We start from the raw sequence: 23516 nt of genomic DNA, 5'->3' as shown, positions 1-23516 counted from the left end.
GCTATCGCGTCGCGGGGGCGGGGCCAACTATAGCGGGTGTCGGCGGGGGCAGACAATGCCTGCGTGCCGGATTGATTATTGTGAATATAGAAACAATCAGGGGGATTGTTGCGTCGCAGCATGGTGATGAAGCCCGCTGGGCGGTGGTTTGCGAGCAGGCCCGGGTGTTTCAATAGACGGGACGAAGCCGCGAAAATTGCCGAATTTTTTGTGCGCGCGAGGGCCGGCGGCGCAGCGCTCGCCTTATGCCTGGGCGTCGTGTGTATTTCTGCGCTGGATTCATAAGCATTTCGATAAGAAATGCTTAGGCGCAAACCGGGGGGCCGGTACGATGAGAGGCCGCACTATCTCAACGCCCTTGCGCCTTTGCGTGAGGCGCCCCCCGAAGTCATGCAAGGCGATACGTTATTGATCAAGTCGGGTGGTGCTGCCGCGCTGACCGAATGGCAGCACCACTTCGCACGGCTGATGCCCGGCCTGCGCGTGTACGGATGGGACGATCCGTTCGTCGATGCGCGCAGCGTGAAGTACGCGCTCGTCTACCAGCCCGACCACGGCCGTCTTGCGCACTACCCGCGCCTGCGCCTCATCCTGAGTGCTGCCGCCGGGGTCGACCATATCCTGGCAGACCCGGCGTTACCGGCCAATGTCCCCATCGTCCGGATGGTGACGCAAGAGACACGCGAGCGCATGAGCGACTTCGTAACGTTCGCCGCGCTGGCCGCCGTGCGCGACATGCCGGCCATCGTGGCCGCGCAGCGGAACGGTGAATGGGCGAACGAACTGACCGGCCGCCTCGCCCGGGATACGCGCGTAAGCGTGCTCGGCCTGGGCGAGCTGGGGCGCGCCGTCGCCACTCGTCTGCACGCCAACGGCTTTCGTGTGAACGGCTGGGCGCGTACCCCGAAGGCGATTGCCGATGTGCGGGTGTTCGCGGGAGAGGCACAGCTCGATGCGTTGCTCGCCGAGACCGACATCCTCGTCAATCTGTTGCCCGACACGCTTGCCACGAGAGGCATCCTCGGGCGCAAGCTATTCGCGCGTCTGCCGGCAGGGGCAAGCCTGATTCAGGTGGGACGCGGCGCGCATCTCGACCGTCAGGCCCTGCTCGATGCGCTCGACAGTGGCCGTCTGCGCTCTGCCGTGGTTGACGTGTTCGACATCGAGCCGTTACCGCCCGACGATGCGTTGCGCCGTCACCCGAAGATTCTTGTTACGCCTCATATTGCGTCGACCGTATCGTATGCAGCGCGGGCGCGTCAGGTGGCCGACGTACTGGGAGCGCATCTGCGCGGCGCGCCGTTGCCATTCGTCTACGACGCGCTGAGAGGATACTGACCTCATGAGCCCCGACTCACGCGATACCGACGCCGCCGCTGCCGCCGCCGCGATAGCCCGCGGCGACGACGCTTACGAACGCATTCGGCACGATGTGCTGACTTGCGTGATCATGCCGGGCGCCATCGTCAGCGAGGCCGAACTGATGCGCCGTTACGACATCGCGCGCACGAGTTGCCGTGTGGCGCTGGTGCGGTTGGTACACGAAGGGTTCGCGCGCGCGATTCCGCGGCAGGGATATCGCATCTCGCCGATCACGCTGGCCGACGTCGAAGAGATCTTCAACTTGCGTGCACAACTGGAGCCGATGGCGGCGAGACTTGCCTGCGGCAACGTGGATACCGAATTGCTCCAGCGTCTGGATGAAGCGTGCGAGGCGCCGCATGCCCACGAACCCATCGGGCATCAGATCGAGTGGTTCCTGCACACCAACCGGAAGTTTCATCTGACGATTGCCGCCGCGAGCGGCAATGCGCGCCTCTATCGCACCTTAGCGGGGCTGATGGACGACATGGCGCGCCTCGTCTCTCTCGGCTTCGGTGTGCAGGGTATCCGGCCCCGTATCGAGCATGATCACCGTGCCATCATTTCGGCTTTTGTGAGGGGCGATGCGGCCAGTGCCGAAGCGCTGGCGCGGCAGCACATCGAGACCTTTCTCCGGCAGACAAAGGAGCACGTCTTCGCCAGCCTGTCGGCATCGGGTACCTGGCTGCCATATTTTTCCATCGCCGATCTGCGCAGGTAACCGAGCCTCACGCCCGGTCGGGGCGCGCTATGCGGCAGAGCGTGCGCGCCCGTGTGCATGCTCGTCCCGGCTGCGACCCGGAATGGCATCGAGCAAGGCGCGCGTATAGGGGTGCGACGGTGCACGGAAGATCGCGGCGGTGTCGCCGTACTCGACCACGCTGCCCGACTTCATCACGGCCAGCGAGTCGCACAATTGCGCCGCGATGCGCAGATCGTGCGTGATGAAGATCATCGACAGCCCCAACTCCGATTTCAGACGAGCGAGCAGTCGCAGCACCTGCGCCTGAACCGAGACGTCGAGTGCAGAGACGGGCTCATCCGCCACCAGCACTTTCGGCCGCATCGCCAACGCGCGCGCCAGGCCGATGCGCTGGCGCTGGCCGCCGGAGAATTCGTGCGGAAAACGCTCGAGGGCGTCGGCGCTCAGGCCAACGAGTTCGAACAGTTCGAGGGCGTGGTCATGCGCCTGACGCGGCGGTTCGCCGCGCGCAATCGGTCCCTGCGTGACGATGTCGCCGACCCGGCGGCGCGGGTTGAGCGAGCTGAACGGGTCTTGAAACACCATCTGAATATCGAGCGCGGTGCGGCGCGCGTGCGCGTTCAGCGAACGCGACGCCAGATCGGTGTCCCGATAGAGGATACGGCCGCCATCCGGCGTCATCAGTCGAAGGATCGAGCGCGCCAGCGTCGATTTGCCCGAACCGCTTTCCCCCACGATCCCCAGCGTCTTGCCGTTGCCGACATCGAGACTGACATTGCGCAGCGCCGCAGCCTCTGTCTGTCGCGTCTTGCCGAGCCAACGATGCTTCGCATACGTCTTGTGTACTTGCTCGACGCGCAGCACGGGCGGCGTGCCATCGTCGCGTTTCGTCGATATCGGGCTCACTGGCCCCGTCGACGACGGCAACGCGGGCACCGCCGCAATCAGCGCGCGCGTGTACTCGTGCGACGGCCGCGTGAGAAGCGTGTGCGCCGGACCTTGCTCGACAATCTCGCCGTGCCGCATGACCGCAACACGATCCGCGATCTCTGCCACCACACCGAAGTCGTGCGTGATGAAGAGTACGCCCGTGCCTTTGCGTTGCTGAAGCTCGCGAATGAGCGTGAGAATCTGCGCCTGCGTGGTGACGTCGAGCGCGGTGGTCGGCTCGTCGGCAATCAGCAGTTCGGGTTCCAGTGCGAGGGCCATTGCGATCATGGCGCGCTGACGTTGGCCGCCGGAGAGTTCATGCGGATAGCGCCTTGCGGTCTCGATGGGCGACGGGATGTGCACGGCGTCGAGCCACGCCAGCATGCGGGCGCGAATGGCGCTCCCCGACAGACGAGTGTGGGTGCGATACACCTCTGCGATCTGATCGCCGATGGTGCGAAGCGGATTGAGCGCGGTCATCGGCTCCTGAAAAATCATGCCGATGCGCGCACCGCGCCAGCGGCGGCGCTCGGCCTCGGGCAGCGCCAGCAGATTGCCCTCGCCTTCCCATGCAATGCGCCCGGCGCTGGCATGCACGCCGGGAGGCAGCAGGCCGAGCAGGGCACTGGCGGTCATCGACTTCCCCGAACCGCTTTCCCCGACCATACACAGGATTTCGCCGCGCGCGAGCGAGAACGAGACGTCGCGCAGGGCATGCGGACGATCAGCATTGGGGGGAAGGTCGAGGGTGAGGTGTTCGACGTCGAGCAGAGTGGTCATGGTGGCTGGGCGTAAGGTTCGCGGCAGTGGCGAGGCGGCGTGGCGCTCAAAGGCGCTGGCCGCCGCTCGCGTCGAGGGATTGACCGGTGATCCAGCGGCCTGCGTCGCTGGCGAGGAAAGCCACGATGTCGGCAATGTCGCGCGGCTCGCCGACGCGGCCCAATGCGACGGTTTGCGCAATGGCCTCGCGTGCCACCGGGTCGCTCGCGCGCTTGTTCAGATCCGTCGCGGTGGCTCCCGGCAGCACCGCGTTGACGGTAATGCCTCGCACGCCGAGATCGGCGGCGAGCAACAGTGTGAGCGCTTCCAGACCGGCTTTCGCCGGCGCGTAGACACTCATTTCCGGATACGCCGCACGCGTGCCTATCGATGAGATGTTGACGATGCGTCCGCCATCGCGAAGGTGTCGCAACGCATGCTGGATCAGAAAGAAGGGCGACTTCAGGTTGACTTGCAGCACGCGGTCGAAGTCTGCGGGCGTCACGGCGTCGAGGCGCGAGCGCAGACCCACCCCGGCGTTGTTCACGAGGATATCGAACTGCGGCGGCAGATCGTGGGCCGCGAGTGCGCCTACGAAGCGCTCCACCAGTGCGTTTGCTCCGTCGGGAGACGACAGATCGGCCTGCACGGCAAATGCACGGACGCCTTCGGCACGCAGTCGCGCGACGAGCGCGTCTGCCTCCCCCGCCGCTGCGTTGTAGTGCACGGCAACGGTGGCGCCGCGCGCGGCCAGTGCGGTGGCGATGGCGCGTCCGATGCCGCGGCTTGCGCCGGTCACGAGCGCGACCTTGCCGTCGAGACGGATCGGATCGGCGGAATCAGGCAGAAGACTCATGATGCAAGGGCTCCCGAAAGTGTGAGGTTGCTGGCGTGATCGTCGCTCCATCCACGAGACGCTTCGAGCGCACGCGCCTGTTGCAGCAGGGCGTGGCGATCGACCTTGTTGGTGCCTGCCCAGGGCAGTTCGGCGACGAAGGCGACACGGCGCGGATGCTGATAGGCAGGGCCGTTCGCAAGCGCGTGCCGTTTGAGGGCCTCCACACTCAGTGAGCTGCCGGGCTGGCGAACCACAAAGGCGACCGGCACCGCGGCGCGTTCCTCGTCGGGCAACGGCACGACACTGGCCTGCCGCACTTCCGGATGCGCTTCGAGCAGCTTTTCGACTTCCACGGGATAGATGTTCTCGCCGGCGCAGACAAACATGTCGTCGGCGCGCCCGACAAAGTAAAAGAAGCCGTTGGTGTCGCGGCGCATCACGTCGCCGCTGTAGTACCAGCCGTCGTCGAGTACCTGCGCCGATTTCTCCGGCAGGCGGTGATACCCGCGCATGACTGCCGGGTTACGCATGCACAGCACGCCCTGATTCGCATCGGGGCCGTCGACGAGCTTCACGGCGTTGGACGAGAGCGGGTAGCCGAGTGCGAGCGGCGGCAACGGAATGCCGTCGGGGTGCTGACCGAAGATGCTTGGCCCGGCTTCGGTCGTGCCGTAACCGTGATGTATGTGGGTGTGCGGGAAGGCTGCCTGAATCCGCGAGAGCAAGGCGGCGCTCATGGGCGCCGAGCCGAGCATTACGCGCTTGAGCGCAGACACGTCGCGTCCGGCAAGCGTCTGCGGGTCTTTAACGAGACGCGCGAACATCGTCGGCACGGCGGTCAGCACCGTGATCCGATAGCGCTCCAGCGCATCGACATACGACGTCACGTCGAACGACGGCAGGATGACAAGCGTGCCATTGGCGGCAAAGGCGCGCTTCGCCATGAACAGGCCATTCATATGAAACAACGGCTGCGCGAGCAGATAGCGCTCGGACGCCGCGCCTTCCGGGCGCACATAGGTTGCCCCCAGTGCCCAGAGTTGACCCGCATGTGTGAGCGGCACGCCCTTCGGCTTGCCGGTCGAGCCGGATGTGTAGAGCATCTGCGCAACGTCGTCGTGCGCGGGGTGCACCGAGTCGAAGCCGGCGGGTTGAATCTGTGCGGCGAAACCATCGGGGCCTTCGTCGTCGAAGTCGATGACCGGCACGCGTGAGGCGAACGCGTCGCGACGCGCACCGTCGACAAAGGCGAGCGAGATTCCGGCGTCATCGATGACGTAATCGAGAATCTCACGCGATTGCTTGATGTTGATCGGCACGGCGACATAGCCGGCGCGCATGATGCCGAAATAGGCGATCAGGTACTCGGCACGATTGAGCGATGCGATCGCCACATGTGCGCCTTTCGTCAGACCGCGTGCGCGCAACGCGGTAGCGACGCCACCCGCCAGCCTGTCGATCTCGGCGTGCGTGTGATGACGCGGTCGTCGGTCGTCTCGAAGGTCGATGATGGCTGTCGAGTCGAGGCTGAGGGTTCGGTCGATCAGATCGCCGAGGTTATGCCAGCGGTGTGTCATGAGAATCGGAATAGCAGTAAGTGACCAGAGGAGGCGGGCGGACTCAGCGCTTTCGAAGCGCAGGGTTGAGGGCATCGTTCAGGCCGTCGCCCACGAGATTGAGCGCCAGCACGGCGAGCATGATCGCGAGGCCCGGCTCGGCACACAGATACCAGGACGAGCGGATGAGCGTGCGCCCCTCGCCGATCTGCCGACCCCAACTCGCGATGTTCGGATCGCCCAAGCCGAGAAACGACACGACCGACTCGTAGAGAATCGCGCCCGCGACCACCAGCGTGCCCATCACCAATACGGGGGGCAGTGCGTTGGGCAACACTTCGCGCAGGGCGATACGCCACGGCGAAAGTCCGACGGTGCGGCACGCCTGTACGAACTCGCGCGATTTGAACGACAGGCATTCGGCGCGCGTGAGACGGGCGATGGCGGGCCACGACACCAGCGCCACGGCAACGATCGTGTTCTCGATGCGCGGGCCGAGAATGGCGACCACCGTCAGCACGAACACAACGTTCGGCACAATCTGGAACAACTCGGTCAGGCGCATGAGGACTTCGTCGATCCAGCCACCCCACCACGCGGCGATGGCGCCGACGGATACCCCGATGACCGTGGCGGCCACGCTCGCGACCACGCCAATGGCGAGTGTCGCGCGCGCCCCGTGGGCGAGCATGGCGGCGATGTCACGACCCAGCGCGTCGGTGCCGAGCGGGTGTTGCCACTGCTCGAACGGCCAGATTTCGGGCGCAGCGACGATGCGCAGCGGGTCACCCGGATACCACCACCCGGCGCACAGCGCGACGATAACGACGATGGCGAGCAGCGCCGCACCGGCGAGCGCGCCGCCGTGGCGGGCGAACTGTTGCCAGGCGCGAGTCCGTCGCCCGGACGAAGGTGACGAAGGAGACGACGGGAACGGGTGCGACGAGTGAGATGGTGCAAGCGAATCGGACAGGTCGCCCGTGGCAAGCGTGTCGAGAGTGGGTTCGGCGGAAGACGTCATGGAGCAGACCGGTTCTTTACGGTAAAGCACTACGAAAACGCATCAGGCATGGGTGCGAATGCGGGGATCGAGCCGTGTATAGACGAGATCCACGAGGATGTTCGCGACAATCACCAGCGCGGAACTGAGTACCAGCAGCCCCAGTACGACCGGATAGTTGCGGCTCATCACGCTGTCGAAAAGCACCCCGCCGATGCCGGGCCAACTGAACACGGCTTCCACGACAATGCTGCCGCCCAGCACGGTGCCCAGTTGCAAGCCCAGCAAGGTGACGACCGGCAGCATCGCGTTGCGCACCATGTGCCGGGTAATCACGGCGCGGCGCGTGAGACCTTTCGCCAGCGCGGTGCGCACATGATCCTGACGGGAAACTTCAAGCATCGACGCGCGCATCACACGGGCGTACGTCGCGGCATAGAACAGACCGAGCGTCAACGCGGGCAGCGCCAGGTGATGCAACACGTCGAGCGAGGCATGCCATGCCCCGGCAATACCCGTGCCGTAGTCCATGCCGATGGTTGTCATGCCGCCCACCGGGAACCAGCCGAGCTTCACCGAGAACAGGATGATGAGCATGATTCCCAGCCAGAAGCTCGGGGCTGCGAAGCACACCACGGCGAGCACCGATACGAGCGTGTCGCGCCACGTGTTCACATTGACGGCGGCGACGACACCGGCCGTCACGCCAACGATCACCGCAATGGCGAGGCTCGCCAGCATCAACACCAGGGTGGCGGGAAGGTGCGCCGTGATGACGTCGAATACCGGCAGGTTGTGCCGATACGAGTAGCCGAGGTCGAGGTGCGCCACGGCGTCGATGTAATGAAGCAATTGTTGCCACAGTGGCTTATCCATGCCATAGGTCACGCGCAGGCGTTCGATCAGCGCGGGGTCCGTGACCTGTTGCTCGGCGGTCATCACGTCGAGCAGCGTGCCCGGCACCGACTGGATCAGGCAGAAGTTCATGACGATTACGCCGAGCAGCAGCGGAACTGCCTGCAAGACACGACGCAACAAGAGACGCGTCACCATGGCAGCCGTCTCCTCACGAGGCCAGCCAGACGTCGGCCAGGGCGTCGCCTTGCACGTTCGCGCTGGTCGTCGCACGCCGCACGTTGGTGCGCGCGAGCGTGAACGATTCCATCTCGACGAGGGGCACGAGCGGCACGTCCGTGGCGGCGAGTCGTGCGAAGTCGTGTGCGAGCTTCTGCCGCTTCGCGCTGTCGGTCTCGACAGTCAGGCGGTCCACGAGCGCGTCCATCGCCGGATTCGAATACCCGGTCGCGTTGCGGAAGGCGGCGCCCTTGACGATGCCGTCGGTCGTGAAAAATTGCGTGACCACCGGCACCAGTTCGAGCGGTGCGGTGAAGTTCGACACGGCGATGTCGTAGTCGTAATCGCTGTAAATGCGCTTGAGCGACGTGGCACGGTCAAGCGAGTCGAGCTTCACGGTAATGCCGATATCCTGGAGGGCCTGCTTCAGATACTGGCCGAGTTTGGCGTTCTCTTCGAACCACGCGGCGGCCACCAGATTGATCGAGAAGCGCGAGCCGTTCTTGCGCGGCAGACCGGCGGCGTCGAGCAGTGCATTCGCCTTTGCAGGATCGAACGGGTACTTCGGCACGTCGTCGGTGAAGAACAGCGGATTGCTGCGGAAAACCGGTGAGACGGCTGGTTTGCCGCGACCGAAGTAGATCGTGTCGATGATGAACTTGCGGTCGATGGCGTGCAAAATCGCCTGACGCACTTCGCGCCGCCTGACATGCTCGCGTCGCTGATTGAACTCGACCGTCACCGTCCACGCGGCGTTCTCGTAGCCCTTCGTGTCGACTACGACCTTGCCTGTCTTCACGAGACGATCGATGTCGCGCCCCGGCACCGGGTTGGAGAATGCCACGCCCAGCTCACCAGTCTCGAGCGCTGCCGAGCGCGACGCCGGATCGCTCCACCAGCGAATGATGAGCTTGTCGGGGTACGGTTGCGCGGCATTCCAGTATTGCTCGTTGCGCGCGTACGCGACATGGCTGCCGCGCACCCATTGGCCGTATTTCCACGGCCCGGTGCCGACGGGCGCATTGTTCACGGGGTTCGTGATGATGTCCTTGCCGGCGTAAAGATGTTTCGGCACCACCACCTGATACTGCCCGGCCAGAATCGACTTGAAGAAGAACTCCGGTACGGGCGTCGAGAACTCCAGCTTGACGGTGTGCGCATCGGTGGCGCTCACGCGCTTGAGCGACTTGAGGGCGACGCCTGCGGCAATCGGCTTCCAGTGCTCCTGCACGTTGTAGACCACGTCGTCGGCCGTGAAAGGCTTGCCGTCGTGCCATAGCACGTTCTGACGCAGCACCACGGTGTACGTTCTGAAGTCGCTCGATGCCCGAACGTCGGTGGCAAGCACCGGTTGGAACGCGAGCTTCTCGTCGATCTTGAGCAGCCGTTCGAGAATCTTGGTCGATGTCATGAACGGGCTTGAACCGCCGCCGCCCGGCACGAAGAGCGCCTGCGGTTCCAGTCCTCCCCAACTGGCCACGAGCGTGCCGCCGCGACGCGGCGCCGTGTCTGCCGCTAGCGCCTGTGAGGGGGAGATCAGCCAGCCGGCGGTGCCCGCAAGCGTGGCCGAGGTGGCGGCTAGCGCGCCGCTGGCGCTGCGATACAGGAACTGGCGTCGGGAAAGGCCCCGGGGATTACGCATGATGAACTCCGGAAAAACACGGCGCCCGGGGGTGCCCGTTGGCGCCTTCAAGACTCGGATCGGTGATCGTTGCTACGTGCATGCGGTTCAGGCCGGTGGCATCGTGGCGTAGCTCGCGCGACCGATGGCGATCAGCGCGCCCTGAGCGTTGAACAGGTCCACGTCGGCGACACCGATGCTCTTGCCGAGACGGCGCACGCGCGCCACCGCGCGCAGATCGGTGTCGATGGCAGGGCGCAGGTAGTCGACACGGAAGTTGACCGTTGGCAAACCGCGTCCGACGAGCATGCCCACGGCGAAGTCGCCGACCGTGTCGATTACGGCCGCAAGCGGGCCGCCGTGCCACTGACGCGTGCCTGCGCCGCGCTCGAACGCAGTCTGAAACGGAATGTGAACGTCAATCGTCTGGGCGTTGTGATCGAGCGACGTCACACGCATGCCGAGCCATGCGATGAAGGTCGAATTGTCGAAGGCCCTCTGCACCTGCTCGACGGACAGGGGGGATGTGGTCGTACTCATGCGCCCACCAGTACCTTGCCGACGATCTGGCGATTCTCCAGCGATGCGAGTGCCTGAGCGCCTTCTTCCAGCGGCCACTTCTTGTCGACCAGCACGCGCAGCTTGCCGCCGGCCACCAGGTCGAGCAGTTCGTGAAGGTCTTCGCGTTCCCAGCCGTTCGAGCCGCGAACCTGCAACTCGAATGTCCAGATGAAGCGCAGGTCTTCTTTCGGATCGAAGCCGGCCGTGGCGCCGCACGTCAGGATGCGGCCGCCTTGACGCAAGGTGCGCAGCGAGCGCGTCCACGTGTCGCCGCCGGTGAAGTTCACGACCACGTCGACACCGCCGTTGACCGCCGCGCCGCGGCGGCGCGCCGCCTTGCCGTATCGCGCGCGCACCACTTCAACGAAGTCTTCCTCGGTGTAATAGATGATGTCGTCGGCGCCCAACGCGCGCAGGCGTTCCCCTTTCTCGCGCGACCCGGCACAGGCGATGACTTCCGCGCCGGCGAGTTTCGCGAGTTGTACGGCGCACACGCCGACACCGCCGCTCGCGCCGAGAATCAGCACGCGCTCGCCGGCTTTGACCTGACCGATGCGGTGCATCATGCGCAGCGCTGTGCCGTAGGCGACTGGCAGCGCGGCGGCATCGTCGAACGATACCCCGTCGGGCAGGCGAACGAGTTGATGCTCGGGCACACGGCAGAGTTCGGCCAGACCGCCGTGGGTCGTCTCGCCCACGAGGCCGCCTGTCACACGATTGATCGGATCGACCAGCACGCGATCGCCGACCGACCAGCCTTGCACCCCGGGGCCGACGCTGGCGATTTCACCCGCGACGTCGAGCCCGATGATGACGGGGAAGGGGAGCTTGATGCCGGGCATGCCGCGACGGGTGAATACATCGTGATAGTTCAGCGACGAGGCACGTACGCGCAGCACCACTTCGCCTTCGCCCGCGACGGGATCGGGGAAGTCGGTTTCCAGTTTCAGACGGTCGTTGTCGCCGTGTTCTCGCAATACGATGGCTTTCATGAGAAGTTTTGAGTCGAATTCAGGGTGAGCGACGCCCTCGGGCAGTCGCCGATCCAAGTTAAAAAAACGGGGGAGGCTGGGGCGTCGTACGGTTAGCCGTTGGCGGCTAACGCCAGTGAACGCCTTTCATGCGGCTGACGCCGCTCATGCGCTTCATGTCGCCGTGGCAAGTCCTTGCAACGCTTGTGCGGTGATCTGCAAGCCGTGCGTGAGCACGCTGGTGCGCCAGACCGACGAGACCGGTACGAAGGCATCGAGCACGTCGGCGCGCAATTGACGATCGCGCGCGGCATCGGGGTAGGCCCTGGCGCGCGAGCGCAGCCACTGGTCGAGACGATTCGCGATGCTCGCGTTCGAACCTCGCGTGCCGAACTCCACCACGGCGCCGATGACCGGCCGCCCTTGTGCGAATTGCTCGACGCCACGGAACACCAGTCCCTGATAGTCGGGACGGCGCAGGCCGTGCGGCCGCTGATCGAGCACCCGCTCCGCCCCCCACCAGCGGGCGGCTTCGCGCTGCTCGGGGCTCGCGTCGGCGTTAAAGCACAGGAAGAACGGTTCGCCGTACTCGCCAATGCCCGTATGCCAGTCGATCAGGCCGATGCGCTGTGCTTGCGACAGGTCGCGCTCGACGATGGTTTGCAAAGTGACGTTCGACCATTCGCGCGCGCGTCCGCCGTAGATGAGGCCGTCAGCATGGGTGTATTGGCCGCTGGCCAATGTGTTGAACAAGGCGTCCGGGCCGTGTTCGCTGCGAAACGCGTCGATGGCCAGCGCGCTTTGCGCGAGACCGTCGGATGTCCACTCAGTAGGAATCAGATGATTGTGCAGCGATGCGTAGTGCTCGTTGCCCGGATGCCCACGCTCGTGATCGATGAAGTTGCGGTTCAGGTCGACGTTGTTTTCGGTCGTGCGCGTGGCGTGTGCGAAGCCGTACGGATTGAGCGCATGCACGAAGGTCACTGCGACGTCGGGCGGCAGCGCGTGGGAGGCGTGCGCGAGCCACGCGGTCTGCACGGCAGATCCGGCACCGCCTTCGAGGCCGTGCGTGCCGCTGATCGCGAGGAGTTGATGCGGGGCGTGTGCCGGGCCGAGCCGGGCAACGTCGATGCTTAGCTCACTGCCGTCAGGGGCTTTGGCGTCGGGGTGAACATAAGTACTCAGGTTCGCCCCGGCGCGGTCGGCGGCCGCGCGAAAGCGCCGGCGTGCGTCGGCATAGTCCACGCCGAACGCCTGCCACCAGGTCGGTTGGCCGCTCATGCGCCGTCTCCTTCAACAAACTGGAGCGCGACGTGGAAGGCGTCTGCTGCGGCGACGAGCACGGAGCCGTCGGCAAGCGCAGTCCACGGCACGCCGTTTTCTTTCAGCGTGGCTTGCGTCTGTGCAAGGGAGCGGGTGCGAAGGATGAGCGCGACATTGCGCTCGCTGCCGTCGTCTGTCGTCTCGACCTTACCGAAGCGTCGCTCGGCGTCGAGCGGCGTGACGAAGTGCACGCGGGCGCGGCCGGCCGTGAGCGAATAGCCCTGCGTACCGGTGGCGGCAAGTACGCCGGGACCGAAAACGCGATCGTAAAGCGCAGCCGTGACTGCCGGGTTGGGCGACGCGATTACGAAGCCGACGATGTCGGTCACACCGTTCGGATGGTCGCGCCATTCGTCGCGCCAGACATGCTCGGGCGTGAAGTGATGGCAGAAGAATGTGCGCCCGTTGCGAACCAGTTCGCTGGCCAGACGCACCGTGCGGAAGCGGGCGTCTTGTGTCGTGCCGTCCGGCAACCGCACGGGGCGGAAGAATTCGGCGGGCGTTTCCACGCCGACACCGCGTGCCTGCAACTCGGCGAAGAGGCCGAGCGAGTCCTGTGTCTTGAACACGAGCCCCGTCAGGCCGAGCGGGGCCTGCGTGACGTCGGGGCGTGCGGTCGACTTCCCCGCCTCGTAACCCAGCAGTTCGAGGTAGTTTTCCCCGAAGATGGCCAGATGGTTGCTGGTGCCGAGCGAGTGGTGGCCGCGCTCGGTCAGGGCGAAGCCCAGCCGCCGGTAGATGTCCACCGAGGGCTCAAGTTCGCCTTTGACGTTGATGACAACGTGATCGAGAACCGGTGCGGGAAGCTGACTCATGCCGGACCTCCGGTGCGTTGACGATGAAGCGGGACGACGGAGGCAGAGCAGACGATGGCGGCGTAGGCAATCAGCGACGCGCCTGAGGCAGAACGACTGGACACGACAACTCCCGGCAAAGAATGGACGACGCGTCCATTCTAGAAGCCTTGTGGCTGTCGGCCCAAACGATGGTTTTTGCTTTGCTTAGTGCTGGGCGGCGTGATCGTGAGGCCCTCACGGGGTGAGGTGCGACGCGGCTTGACTATCGGCCCCGCCGGGCGGGCGTTCGGGAGCGGCGGCCATTGTGTTCGATAGGGCGGATCGAGCGCTCCGGCACGACCGGGCGTCACATCTTCCCATGGAACTGCGCGAGCAGATCGAGAAAAAGTTCAAGCGCACGCGTTCTCGGGCGAGAGGCTTCGGTGATGGCGCTGATCGCGTTTTCATACTCCGGGCCCGACGGCACGCGGGCGAGCGCATAGCGCTTTGGAAACGACGCCGCGTAATACTGCGGCAGCAGGCCGACATAATGCCCCGACAGGACCAGCATGGCGACCGCTTCCAATCCCGACGCCGTCGGCCCGCGCGTCAATCCCAGCGAGTGCAGGGCTTCGTGGACAAACGGCTGGGTGCGATAGACGAGGGGTAATGTCGACGCGTCCTTGATCCGGTGTCGCGCTACGTACAACTGGTGGCGCTCGATGAACAGCGGCTGATAGTGAAATCCGGCCTCGCGCCGGTACATGCCGCGAATGGCGATCTGCACCCGGCGCTCGCGCAAGGCGAGGTCGAGCTCGTTGAACGTCATGACCGTCAGCTCGACTTTCACGTCGGGGGCCTGTGCCTTGAGCGCAGCCAGCGCCTCGGGGATGTGGCACCCGATGTCGGACACGATGTGCTCCACCATGCCGATGGACAGCGTGCCCGACAGCACCCCTCGCACCGCATCGATTTCGGGACGAATCCGCTCCAGCGATTTCAGCGCGTCGCGCGCCAGTTCCAGTGCGACCTTGCCCGCGTGTGTCAGCACGAATCCGGACGGGCCGCGCTCGCAAAGGCGGGTGCCCAATGTCTCCTCGACCTCACGGATGTGCCGGCTGATCGAGGCCTTCGACATGTTCAACTGCTTCTCTGCCGCAGCAAAACCGCTGGCCTGTGCTACCGCACAGAAGATGCGCAACGAGCGCAGGTCTCGCTCGCTGAAATCACGATTTGCCACGGGTCAGCTCCGATAGGACACGTCCATTCCGTTGCGGACGGGCGGTTTCAAAAGGTTTCGTTTTTTGAAACCATACCAATAAAAAAATCATTTTTCATGATCTTTTTGCCCGCATACATTGGTTCGCACAGGCACATCGAGCCGATGCGCCAGACCGATTCGAAACCCACGACACGCGAGGCAAGCTATGAAGACCTGGTCCAGACGATCCTTTGTAAAGGCGACGCTTGCATCGAGCGCCGCACTGGCGTTACCGGCACTGCCGACGCTCGCCCATGCCGAAGGCGGCACGCTGGCGGACATCAAGAAGCGAGGCAAGCTCACGGTTGGCACCGAAGCGGCCTACGAGCCGTTCGAGTTTGTGGAGAACGGTCAGGTGGTCGGATACGGACACGACGTGCTGGAACTGATGGCAGCGAAGCTCAGCGTGAAGCTCGAGCAAATGAACCTGCCATTTCAGGGGTTGTTGCCCGGCCTGATGTCGCACAAGTTCGATTTCGTGGCGACGAGTGTGGGCATCACGCCGGAGCGCGCCAAGCGCTTTGCGTTCAGCCAGCCCGTGGGCGTGGTGCGCTCGGTGTTGATGGTGCGGGCCGACGACGCTGCGATCAAGCAGGACATGGACATTGCCGGCAAGACCATCGGCACGCAGATGGGCTCGTCGTCGCAACCGGTGGCCGACGAATTCGAGAAGGAACTGAAGGAGAAGACGGGCAAGGGCTATGCGGGCACGCGACTGTTCCAGGCATATCCGGATGTCTCCAATGCACTCGCCAACAAGACCATCGACGTGGCGTTGATGCCGTCGAATATCGCGGCCGTTCAGATGCGCAAGCAGCCCAACGTCTTCCGCATCGCCAGCGCGATCGGACAGCCGAAGCTGCTGGCGTGGGTTGCCAATCCCAACGATCTGGAAATTCGCAAGTTCATCAACGATTCGCTGGATGAATTCCGTGCGAGCGGCAAGCTGGCGGTGTTGCAGAAGAAGTGGTTCGGTGGCCCGATGGATACGCCGCGAGAGAACTATCTCCCGCAAGGCGCCATTTGACGTCCGGCGCCATGGTCGACTGGTTCGATAAGGGGGGCGTGATCGCGCCGTTTCTCGAGGGCGTGGTTTCGGGAACGGCAATCACGTTGAGTGCGTCGGCGGGGGCCTTCGTGATCGGTCTGGCGCTCGGCATCGTGCTGCTGCTCGCCCGCATTTCGCCGTTTGCACCGTTGCGTGGATTTGTCGTGTTGTGGGTCAGCCTGATCCGGGGCACGCCTGCCCTGATCCACATGCTCATTGCGTACTACATGGTGCCGGCGCTGTTCGACATTTCGATCTCGCCGATCACGGCCGGGGTTGCGGCGTTAGCCTGCAACACCAGCGCCTACATCGTGGAGATTCTGCGCGGTGCCCTCGGCACGATCTCCTATGGGCAGCGGGCCGCCGCGTACGCGATGGGCATGCGTGCTGCGCAGGTCTGGACACATGTGTTGCTGCCGCAGGTCATCTATCGCGCCATTCCGCCGCTCACCAGCGAGTTCACGATTCTGCTCAAGGCGTCGTCGCTGATGTCGATCATTGCGGTGCCGGAACTGGCGACCGTTGCGCGCAATGCCACGTTGCAGACCGACTTGCCGTTGCAGGTGTTCGCGATTACCGCCGCCGTGTATTTCGTCCTGCTGTTCTGCATTTCGGCTGCGTCGCGGGTTTGCGAACGCCGGGTCTCGAGGATGCTGCCCCATGGCCATTGATTTTTCCATTGTCAGGGAAGCGATTCCCGTCCTGCTCGAAGGTTTGCGCGTCACGTCGCTCGTGAGCGCGATCGGTATTCCGCTCGGCATCGTGATCGGTATCGCTGCGGCCTATTCGGCGCAGTCGCGCTCGGTCTTGCGGCCCATCGCGTTGGGGTACGTCGAGCTGGTGCGCAATATCCCGTACCTGATCCTCGTCTACCTGTCGTTTTTCGGACTGCCCAAGCTTGGTGTGAGTGCGTCTGCCATGGCAGTGGCGGTCGGTTGCACGGCGTTCTATAGCGGCGGCTATTTCTGCGAAATCCTGCGGGCGGCGCTGCGCAGCGTGGCACGTGGACAGACGCACGCCGCGCTCTCGCTCGGCATGACCTACTGGCAGACGCAGCGGCATGTCGTCGTGCCGCAGTTGTTCGGCTTTCTCATTCCGCCGACGACCAGCCTGGTGATCATGATGTTCAAGGACTCGGCCATCTTCTCGGTGATGAGCCTGCCGGAGATGACCTATCAGAGCAATCTGCTCACGGCCAATACGTTTGCCTATGTCGAAGTGCTTGGCACCACGGCATTGATCTACTGGGTCAGCAGTGTGTTGCTGGCCAGCGTGGGGCGGCGTCTGGAAACTGTTGTCGGGCGACGTACCCGGCACGCCTGACGGCCCCCTGACTTCTACCAAAGGACCCTCTCATGACGACTTACACCGTTGCCCCTCGTATCGGCCATCCGACCCTGTTGTACTCGGAGCTGGACCTCGACATTGACAATCTCAAGGCGGACATAGCTGTGCTGGGCATGCCGTATGGTGCGCCCTACGCCGCGTCGGACTTCAGTAACGACCAGACGAATGCGCCGTCCGCGATTCGTCAGGCCACCGACCGTGTCGTGCGCCGTCCCGGCCATTACGACTTCGACATCGACGGTCCGCTGCTTCAGGGCCGCACCGATATTCGCTTTGTCGACTGCGGCGACATCATTCCGGATCTGACCCAACCGGGCGAACATTACGCTCGCGCCGAAGCGGTCGTGCGGCGCATTGTGGCCGGCGGTGCAATGCCGATCGTGCTCGGCGGCGATCACGGCATTACCACGCCCGTGTTGCGCGGTCTGGATCAGAAGGGGCCGATCACGCTTGTGCACATTGACGCGCATCTGGATTGGCGCGACGAAGTCAACGGCGTGCGCGAAGGACTCTCGAGCCCGATCCGGCGCGCGTCGGAGATGGCGCACGTCGACCGCATTGTGCAAATCGGCCTGCGCGCGCAGGGCAGTGGCCGGCCAGAAGAGCTCGTGGCGGCGCGCGCCTATGGTGCGGAGCTGGTGACAGCGTATGAGTTACACGACATCGGCATGGACGCCGTACTCGCACGCATTCCGGATGGCGGCAACTACTACCTCACGATCGACGCGGACGGTCTCGATCCGTCGACGATGCCTGCCGTGGCGGGGCCCGCGCCGGGCGGTGTGACTTTCGTGCAGGCGCGCAAGCTGATTCACGGGCTGGTGCGCAAGGGGCGCGTGGTTGGCATGGATATCGTGGAAATCCAGCCCGAAAAAGACGATGCCAATCTGATCTCGTGTGTTACCGCAGGCCGTCTCATTCTCAATCTGATCGGTGCGTCGATCCGTGCGGGGTACTTCGACAAATGAGTCCGGCGCAACCCATGATCGAAATTCTCGACGTCGATAAATGGTATGGCGCGCACCACGTGCTCAAGCAGTGTTCAACCCGTGTGAGCAAAGGCGAGATCGTGGTGGTCTGCGGGCCGTCCGGCTCCGGGAAATCGACGCTCATCAAGACCGTCAACGCGCTGGAGCCGTTTCAGAGAGGCGATGTCGTGGTGGCCGGAACGTCGCTCATGGCCAAGTCGACGGATCTGCCTAAGCTGCGCAGCAAGGTCGGCATGGTTTTTCAGCATTTCGAGTTGTTCCCGCATCTGGATCTCACGCGCAACCTCACACTGGCGCAGCAGATCGTGCTGGGCCGGAACGCCGACGCGGCGCGCACCAAGGCGCGTGCGTTGCTCGATCGTGTCGGCCTGTCGGCGCATGCCCACAAGTATCCGGGGCAATTGTCCGGCGGTCAGCAGCAGCGTGTTGCCATTGCGCGCGCGTTGTCAATGGACCCGATGGCGATGCTGTTCGACGAGCCGACTTCGGCGCTTGACCCGGAGATGGTCAACGAAGTGCTCGACGTAATGGTGGAGCTCGCGCGAGAGGGGATGACGATGATGGTCGTCACCCACGAGATGGGGTTTGCGCGACGCGTGGCCCATCGCGTCGTTTTTATGGAAGACGGCGCCATCGTCGAAGACAGTCCGACAGACGTTTTCTTCAATGACGCAGCCAGCCCTGCCGCCAAACGCTTCCTCTCGAAGATCCTGGCCCATTGAGCACACGTTGTGCCCGTATCACATCAAGATTCCCTACCGAAACATCATGACCCACACCCGAATTCGCAAGTTCAATACCCGCGAGACCTATCCGGAGCAGAAGCTCGACAACGATTTGTGCCAGGCGGTGATCGCCGGCAACACCATTTATCTGCGAGGACAAATCGGTCAGGACCTCGACACGCGTGAGTCGGTGGGCATTGGCGACGTCGCTGCGCAGACTGAGAAAGCCATGGCGAATGTCGCAATGCTGCTCGACGAATGCGGCAGCCGGCTCGAAGACATCTGCAAGGTCACCGTGTACATCGTCGATCCGCGCTATCGCGAGGCGGTCTACAACGTGATGGGGCGGTGGCTCAAGGGCGTGTTCCCGGTGTCGACCGGCATCGTGGTGCAGGCGCTGGCGCGTCCGGAGTGGCTGGTCGAGATCGATGTGACGGCTGTGAAGCCCGCTGCATAAACCGTGCCAACGCGACGGGTGGCCGGCGTGTCGCCGGTCACCCGTCGCGTCGGGAAACGTCTGGATGCCGGATTCAGAAACGGCGTTTGACGTAGACCGTCGCACCGATATCGTGCTGGCCCAGTAATGGCACGCGGGCGCTTGCCGAAACGGTCCAGTCCTGGGTTTTCAGCGCGAGACCTCGCTTCGGATCGGAGCCGAGTTTGTCGTCGGCGTTGTCCCATTGCACAAGGGATAACCGGGGCGCCACGGAAGGTCCAATGCTCAGGTAGCTTCGCGCCGCCTTGACGGCGGGCTTTTCGGTTGAGGTGTCGACCCAGCCCATATGCCGCCCGTCGGTGATGGGAGCCGCGTCGTTGATCGCTTCGATGTGTGTGTAGAGGAGAGCGTTGTCGTCTGGCCGGGGGGGCGTGCCGGCGCCTTCGCGGCCGAATGGGTATAGCGTGACGGGAACGGCAGGCACCGCAGCGATGGACACAGGCGGGGCAGGCGGCGGTACGTTGACGGGGAGCGGCGCGGGGCCAATATTGGCCAATATCATCTGTTCGGATGAGATCGAGTTGACGCCATCAGCGAACGCCACGCCGCTCAGCGTGACGACACAGGCGCCGATCATCCATTTGTCTAGGCACGTCATGGACATGCCTCCCGTGAAGGAATGGAAATGCTACTTCATCAGACCCATTTGATCTTCCGCACGGCCTTCGCATAACGAACCGTCTTTCGCGGTTTCCGAGTGTCGTGTGCACTTAGGAAGTGTAGTCAGTCATTTGCATCGCGCCACCCCGATTTTCACCGAGGTTGATCCGGGGGCGATTACGGGGGCTGGCGGACCCCCGCCCGGCGTGACGTTTGCGCTGACGCCCTCAATCCGGGCTCGGGTTTGTCCCGACGCCATCGGCTCACCCCGGATTTTGCGCAACCAACTGCCCGCGTAGCCAGCCGATGAAATTGTCGAGATTTTCCGAGGAGATTCCACTGGCGGGCAGCGCTTTCAGCCCGAACGGAAACTCGACAAATCCCCACGGGGCGACAAGGCGTCCGTCGTCGATTTCCCTTTGCGCCAGCCGTCGTTCGACAAGTGCGACACCGAGCCCGGACAGCGCCGCTTCGATGCACAGATGAGTGTGCGGAAAAGTGATCTCCGCACCTCGTCCGATGCCCGGCTTGTGGTGGGCGTCCCAATGCGCCCACGCGCTGGTGGTGTGGTCGTGGGCAATGCGCGTGCCGGTGGCGGCCGAGCGTCGATACGCGGGCGCGCAGACCGGGCCGAACGCCACGGGGGCGAGCGTGATGGCGCGAAGCCGGTCGCTCTCCGGATATGACGCGAGGTCCCACGCGATCACCAGATCCGCCCCTTCGTTTCGTATCTCGCGGGCAGAGGTCATCGACAGACGAATGCGCACGTCGGGGTACTGCCGATAAAAATCCGCCAGATTCGGAACGAGCCAGCGCATGGCGAAAGTGGCGCTGCACGCAACGTGCAAGCCCACGGGTTGCGCCTGCTGACGCACCTTCGCATAGCCATGTTCCAATTGTTCAAAAACCGAACCGACCAATGCGTAAAGCTGTTGGCCGTGTCGGTTCAGCTTGAGTCCCGTGCCGGCCTTGTCGAACAACGGCGCGCCGACATCTTCCTGAAGCAACCGCAACTGCCGGCTCACGGCGCTGTGGGTTCGGAAGAGTTCTTCGGCTGCTTTGGTGACCGACTGATGCCGGGCCGTGGCTTCGAACACACGTAGCAACGAGAGCGGCGGGAGCGTGCGCATCTTCGGTCCTTTGTCGAAAAAACTGACGAATCCGGGTAAAAAACTCGATTTATCGATGATATCGCGCGGGCCTATTCTCTAGCCTCATGACGGCGAACGAAGAAGGCGATCACGTGAATATCAGGCATGAAGACGGCAGCGCAGGCGACGCCAACTATGGCGCCATCGGTGAGGGCTACACCGCTTACCGGCAGCCCGACCCTCATATCGAAGGCTTTATCAGACGGGCGCTGGGCTGCGCCCGCCTAGTACTCAATGTCGGCGCCGGTGCAGGCTCCTATGAGCCTGTCGACCGCGAGGTAACGGCGGTGGAACCCTCTGCCTCGATGCGTGCTCAACGCCCGCCCCGCCTGCCGGCAGCTATCGACGCCGTGGCGCAAAGCCTGCCTTTCGCGGATGACACCTTCGACGCCAGCATGGCGACGTTCTCCGTCCATCAATGGCCGGATCTGAGTGCCGGACTGTCCGAGATGCGGCGGGTGACGCGCGGGGTTGTGCTGATTCTGAGTTGCGATCCGGCGAGGCTTGGCCGTTCGTGGCTAGCGGACTACGCACCAGAGATGATCGAGGTGGAGGCGCGTCGTTACCCGGCGATTCAGGCCATTGTCGACGGATTGGGCGGGCACGCGGAGGTTGTGCCGGTGGAGATTCCGCTGCATTGCACGGACGGGTTCAGCGAAGCCTATTACGGGCGGCCGGAGCGGTTGCTCGAGCCCGGCGCACGTCGCGCCAATTCAGCGTGGAGTTTCGTCGAACCGGGTGTGCAAACGCGCTTTGCCGAGCGACTGCGCCGCGATCTGGAGGACGGAGCGTGGGACCGGAAATACGGTTCGCTTCGCACGCAGCCCACGTTTGACGGGTCGCTGAGGTTGATCGTCGCCGCTCCCGAGGGCGAGTCTTCAACTTTCCATCAAGCTGTGGCTGCACGATAGCGCCGGCTGAAGGTCGAAAGCAGCGCATTGCCTAGCAACGCGAAGAGCATGAGAAAGAGGGCGACGGACATGAGGGCGTCGATATTGCCCAGATTCATCGCATTGGCGAGTTGATGGCCGAGTCCCTTCTGCGATGCAAACATCTCGCCAATGAGTACACCGAGCAACGATAGCGAAAATCCCAGCCGCACCCCCGACAGCACTTCGGGCAGCACCGCCGGCAGCACGACACGTAGCGCAATCTGACGGCGCGACAAATGCATCGCTTGCGCGGCCCGAAAATAAACGGGCTTGATCTGACGTACGCCGTTCATCGTGAAAATCAGAATCGGAATCAAGCCGTGCATGACACCGAACGCGACTTTCGAGGCGATTCCCAAACCGAAGATCAGCAGCACCAGCGGGTAAAGCGTGACCTTCGGCAACGAATACAAATTGACGAGAATCGGCTCGGCGACGTTCGACGCCAGCCGGTTTGCACCTAATCCGAGCCCCAATGCAATGCCGCCGGCTACCGCAATCACCAGCGAATAGACGAGCGCCCGGCCGGTTTCCGTGGCGTCCGTCCAGAACGAGGCCGTGCCCATCATCTGCCAAAGCCCCTCTACGGTAGCGATGGGAGACCCGAGCGCCGCACTGTTGAGCAGGTGCACGGTTTGCCAGATCCCGATCAGCACGAGTACGACGGCGAACGTGCCGAGCGGGTTGGGTTTCTTCATTTCCATGAGACGTGAATCCGCTCAGCGTCGGCTGCGCGCCTGAACGCGCGCGTCGACGTGGTTCAGCACGCTGTTCACCAGCGTCACCGTGACCAGCACCAGAAGCATCAGTGCGTACATGTCGGCGTTCTCGAAATTGTTATACGCATAGCTGATGGCGTAACCCACGCCTGAACCGGACAGAATGAACTCCGACGCGATGACCCCGATGAACGCGTGCGATACCGCGAGACGCACCCCGCTGAAGAGATGCGGCAACGCCGCCGGCAGTTTGACGTGCCAAAGGGTTTGCCAACGATTGAGCCGCATCACCTGCGCGGTCTTCGAGAACGCGCGGGGGATACGGTCGAGCCCGGTCATCGTCGCCGTGATCATCGACACAATCGCCAGTAGTGTGGCAATGGCGATGATCGGCAGCGATCCGACGCCAAACAGCACGATGAAAACGGGGTAGAAGGCGAATGTCGGTACCGCGTAATAACTTGCGATGAGCGGCTCCAGCGCGCGGCGCACGCCCGGCATGGCGTGTATCGCAAGTCCGGCGGAAAAGCCGAACCCCACCGCACCAATCGAAGCGGCGGCAATGCTGGTGAAACTTGTCGCGAGATCGTGGCGGAATCGCCCTTCGCGCAGAATCTCGATGGCGTGAACGCCCATTGCACTCGGGGGAATCATGACCGATGCGGGAATGACACCCGTGCGGCACAGCGCCTCGATCAACAGGACAAGGGTGGCGACAATGCCTAAACGAAGGGTGTGTTCGATGCGGATCGTCACGACGTCTCTCCCCGCCCG

The 23516-nt window shown here is 63.8% G+C and carries 24 protein-coding genes; 9 read left to right on the top strand and 15 right to left on the bottom strand.

Annotation, left to right across the window (positions count from 1 at the left end):
• Positions 1-390: 390 nt before the first annotated feature.
• Together AT395_RS21830 and AT395_RS21825 are read left to right on the top strand one after the other, a co-directional pair.
• Positions 391-1338 (top strand): 2-hydroxyacid dehydrogenase, encoded by a 948-nt coding sequence (locus AT395_RS21830; RefSeq protein ID WP_042114412.1) that lies wholly within the window; start codon positions 391-393, stop codon positions 1336-1338.
• Positions 1339-1342: 4 nt separating this feature from the next.
• Positions 1343-2083 (top strand): GntR family transcriptional regulator, encoded by a 741-nt coding sequence (locus tag AT395_RS21825; RefSeq protein WP_042114414.1) that lies wholly within the window; start codon positions 1343-1345, stop codon positions 2081-2083.
• A 27-nt stretch (positions 2084-2110) separates the two neighbouring features.
• Here AT395_RS21825 and AT395_RS21820 read toward each other — a convergent pair whose 3' ends face one another.
• The 11 genes from AT395_RS21820 to AT395_RS21770 all read right to left on the bottom strand — a co-directional run bounded on the left by AT395_RS21820 (position 2111) and on the right by AT395_RS21770 (position 14714).
• Positions 2111-3775 carry an ABC transporter ATP-binding protein gene (locus tag AT395_RS21820; protein WP_048628638.1) on the bottom strand — a complete coding sequence of 555 codons (1665 nt, stop codon included), beginning with the start codon at positions 3773-3775 and terminating at the stop codon, positions 2111-2113.
• Between the two features lie 46 nt (positions 3776-3821).
• Complete coding sequence (locus AT395_RS21815; protein ID WP_048628639.1) at positions 3822-4610, bottom strand: SDR family oxidoreductase; 789 nt, start codon at positions 4608-4610, stop codon at positions 3822-3824.
• On the bottom strand, positions 4607-6169 hold the full coding sequence (locus AT395_RS21810; RefSeq protein WP_048628640.1) for a class I adenylate-forming enzyme family protein: 1563 nt from the start codon (positions 6167-6169) through the stop codon (positions 4607-4609). The genes AT395_RS21815 and AT395_RS21810 overlap by 4 nt, the downstream gene beginning before the upstream one ends.
• A gap of 43 nt (positions 6170-6212) precedes the next feature.
• Positions 6213-7169, bottom strand: a complete 957-nt coding sequence (locus tag AT395_RS21805) for an ABC transporter permease (protein WP_082164742.1) — start codon at positions 7167-7169, stop codon at positions 6213-6215.
• Positions 7170-7211: 42 nt separating this feature from the next.
• Positions 7212-8201: an ABC transporter permease gene (locus tag AT395_RS21800; RefSeq protein ID WP_048628641.1), complete on the bottom strand. Its 990-nt coding sequence runs from the start codon at positions 8199-8201 to the stop codon at positions 7212-7214.
• Positions 8202-8214: 13 nt separating this feature from the next.
• The gene (locus tag AT395_RS21795) at positions 8215-9864 is read right to left on the bottom strand and encodes an ABC transporter substrate-binding protein (RefSeq protein ID WP_048628642.1); all 1650 of its coding nucleotides are present in this window, start codon (positions 9862-9864) and stop codon (positions 8215-8217) included.
• Between the two features lie 87 nt (positions 9865-9951).
• Positions 9952-10383 (bottom strand): PaaI family thioesterase, encoded by a 432-nt coding sequence (locus tag AT395_RS21790; protein ID WP_042114421.1) that lies wholly within the window; start codon positions 10381-10383, stop codon positions 9952-9954.
• Positions 10380-11396 carry a quinone oxidoreductase family protein gene (locus AT395_RS21785; RefSeq protein ID WP_042114422.1) on the bottom strand — a complete coding sequence of 339 codons (1017 nt, stop codon included), beginning with the start codon at positions 11394-11396 and terminating at the stop codon, positions 10380-10382. The genes AT395_RS21790 and AT395_RS21785 overlap by 4 nt, the downstream gene beginning before the upstream one ends.
• Positions 11397-11549: 153 nt before the next feature.
• Positions 11550-12656 (bottom strand): DUF2817 domain-containing protein, encoded by a 1107-nt coding sequence (locus AT395_RS21780; RefSeq protein WP_048628643.1) that lies wholly within the window; start codon positions 12654-12656, stop codon positions 11550-11552.
• Positions 12653-13513 (bottom strand): VOC family protein, encoded by an 861-nt coding sequence (locus tag AT395_RS21775; protein ID WP_048628644.1) that lies wholly within the window; start codon positions 13511-13513, stop codon positions 12653-12655. Before AT395_RS21775 ends, AT395_RS21780 begins: the two co-directional genes overlap by 4 nt.
• Before the next feature lie 328 nt (positions 13514-13841).
• Positions 13842-14714 carry a LysR family transcriptional regulator gene (locus tag AT395_RS21770; RefSeq protein ID WP_042114427.1) on the bottom strand — a complete coding sequence of 291 codons (873 nt, stop codon included), beginning with the start codon at positions 14712-14714 and terminating at the stop codon, positions 13842-13844.
• A 187-nt stretch (positions 14715-14901) separates the two neighbouring features.
• Between AT395_RS21770 and AT395_RS21765 the strand changes: the two genes are divergently transcribed.
• Genes AT395_RS21765 through AT395_RS21740 form a run of 6 tightly spaced genes read left to right on the top strand, consistent with a single transcriptional unit; the run spans position 14902 to position 19301 of the window.
• Positions 14902-15762: a transporter substrate-binding domain-containing protein gene (locus AT395_RS21765; protein ID WP_048628645.1), complete on the top strand. Its 861-nt coding sequence runs from the start codon at positions 14902-14904 to the stop codon at positions 15760-15762.
• 11 nt (positions 15763-15773) lie between these two features.
• Positions 15774-16454: an amino acid ABC transporter permease gene (locus tag AT395_RS21760; RefSeq protein WP_042114429.1), complete on the top strand. Its 681-nt coding sequence runs from the start codon at positions 15774-15776 to the stop codon at positions 16452-16454.
• The gene (locus AT395_RS21755; protein ID WP_042114432.1) at positions 16444-17106 is read left to right on the top strand and encodes an amino acid ABC transporter permease; all 663 of its coding nucleotides are present in this window, start codon (positions 16444-16446) and stop codon (positions 17104-17106) included. The genes AT395_RS21760 and AT395_RS21755 overlap by 11 nt, the downstream gene beginning before the upstream one ends.
• Before the next feature lie 32 nt (positions 17107-17138).
• Complete coding sequence (locus AT395_RS21750; RefSeq protein WP_042114434.1) at positions 17139-18098, top strand: agmatinase; 960 nt, start codon at positions 17139-17141, stop codon at positions 18096-18098.
• 14 nt (positions 18099-18112) lie between these two features.
• Positions 18113-18841, top strand: a complete 729-nt coding sequence (locus AT395_RS21745; protein WP_048628646.1) for an amino acid ABC transporter ATP-binding protein — start codon at positions 18113-18115, stop codon at positions 18839-18841.
• A 46-nt stretch (positions 18842-18887) separates the two neighbouring features.
• Positions 18888-19301: a RidA family protein gene (locus AT395_RS21740; protein WP_172417087.1), complete on the top strand. Its 414-nt coding sequence runs from the start codon at positions 18888-18890 to the stop codon at positions 19299-19301.
• A gap of 73 nt (positions 19302-19374) precedes the next feature.
• On the opposite strand, the gene AT395_RS21735 is transcribed toward AT395_RS21740, so the two are convergent.
• Both AT395_RS21735 and AT395_RS21730 read right to left on the bottom strand, forming a co-directional pair.
• A complete protein-coding gene (locus tag AT395_RS21735) occupies positions 19375-19938 on the bottom strand; it encodes a hypothetical protein (protein ID WP_125347394.1) in 564 nt (187 codons plus the stop codon).
• A gap of 265 nt (positions 19939-20203) precedes the next feature.
• Complete coding sequence (locus tag AT395_RS21730) at positions 20204-21070, bottom strand: LysR substrate-binding domain-containing protein (RefSeq protein ID WP_048628647.1); 867 nt, start codon at positions 21068-21070, stop codon at positions 20204-20206.
• Positions 21071-21183: 113 nt separating this feature from the next.
• Between AT395_RS21730 and AT395_RS21725 the strand changes: the two genes are divergently transcribed.
• Positions 21184-22002 carry a class I SAM-dependent methyltransferase gene (locus AT395_RS21725; RefSeq protein ID WP_048628784.1) on the top strand — a complete coding sequence of 273 codons (819 nt, stop codon included), beginning with the start codon at positions 21184-21186 and terminating at the stop codon, positions 22000-22002.
• Here the strand turns inward: AT395_RS21725 and AT395_RS21720 are convergent.
• Together AT395_RS21720 and AT395_RS21715 are read right to left on the bottom strand one after the other, a co-directional pair.
• Positions 21981-22727 carry an ABC transporter permease gene (locus AT395_RS21720; RefSeq protein ID WP_224787349.1) on the bottom strand — a complete coding sequence of 249 codons (747 nt, stop codon included), beginning with the start codon at positions 22725-22727 and terminating at the stop codon, positions 21981-21983. The genes AT395_RS21725 and AT395_RS21720 overlap by 22 nt on opposite strands.
• A gap of 15 nt (positions 22728-22742) precedes the next feature.
• Positions 22743-23498, bottom strand: coding sequence for an ABC transporter permease (locus tag AT395_RS21715; protein ID WP_231606106.1), 756 nt, complete (start codon positions 23496-23498; stop codon positions 22743-22745).
• Between the last annotated feature and the right edge of the window lie 18 nt (positions 23499-23516).

Origin of the sequence: Pandoraea apista, from assembly GCF_001465595.2 — a bacterium.
Taxonomy (GTDB): domain Bacteria; phylum Pseudomonadota; class Gammaproteobacteria; order Burkholderiales; family Burkholderiaceae; genus Pandoraea; species Pandoraea apista.
The sequence above is the reverse complement of the archived record's forward strand: the minus strand, read 5'-3'. Positions and strand labels throughout refer to the sequence as shown.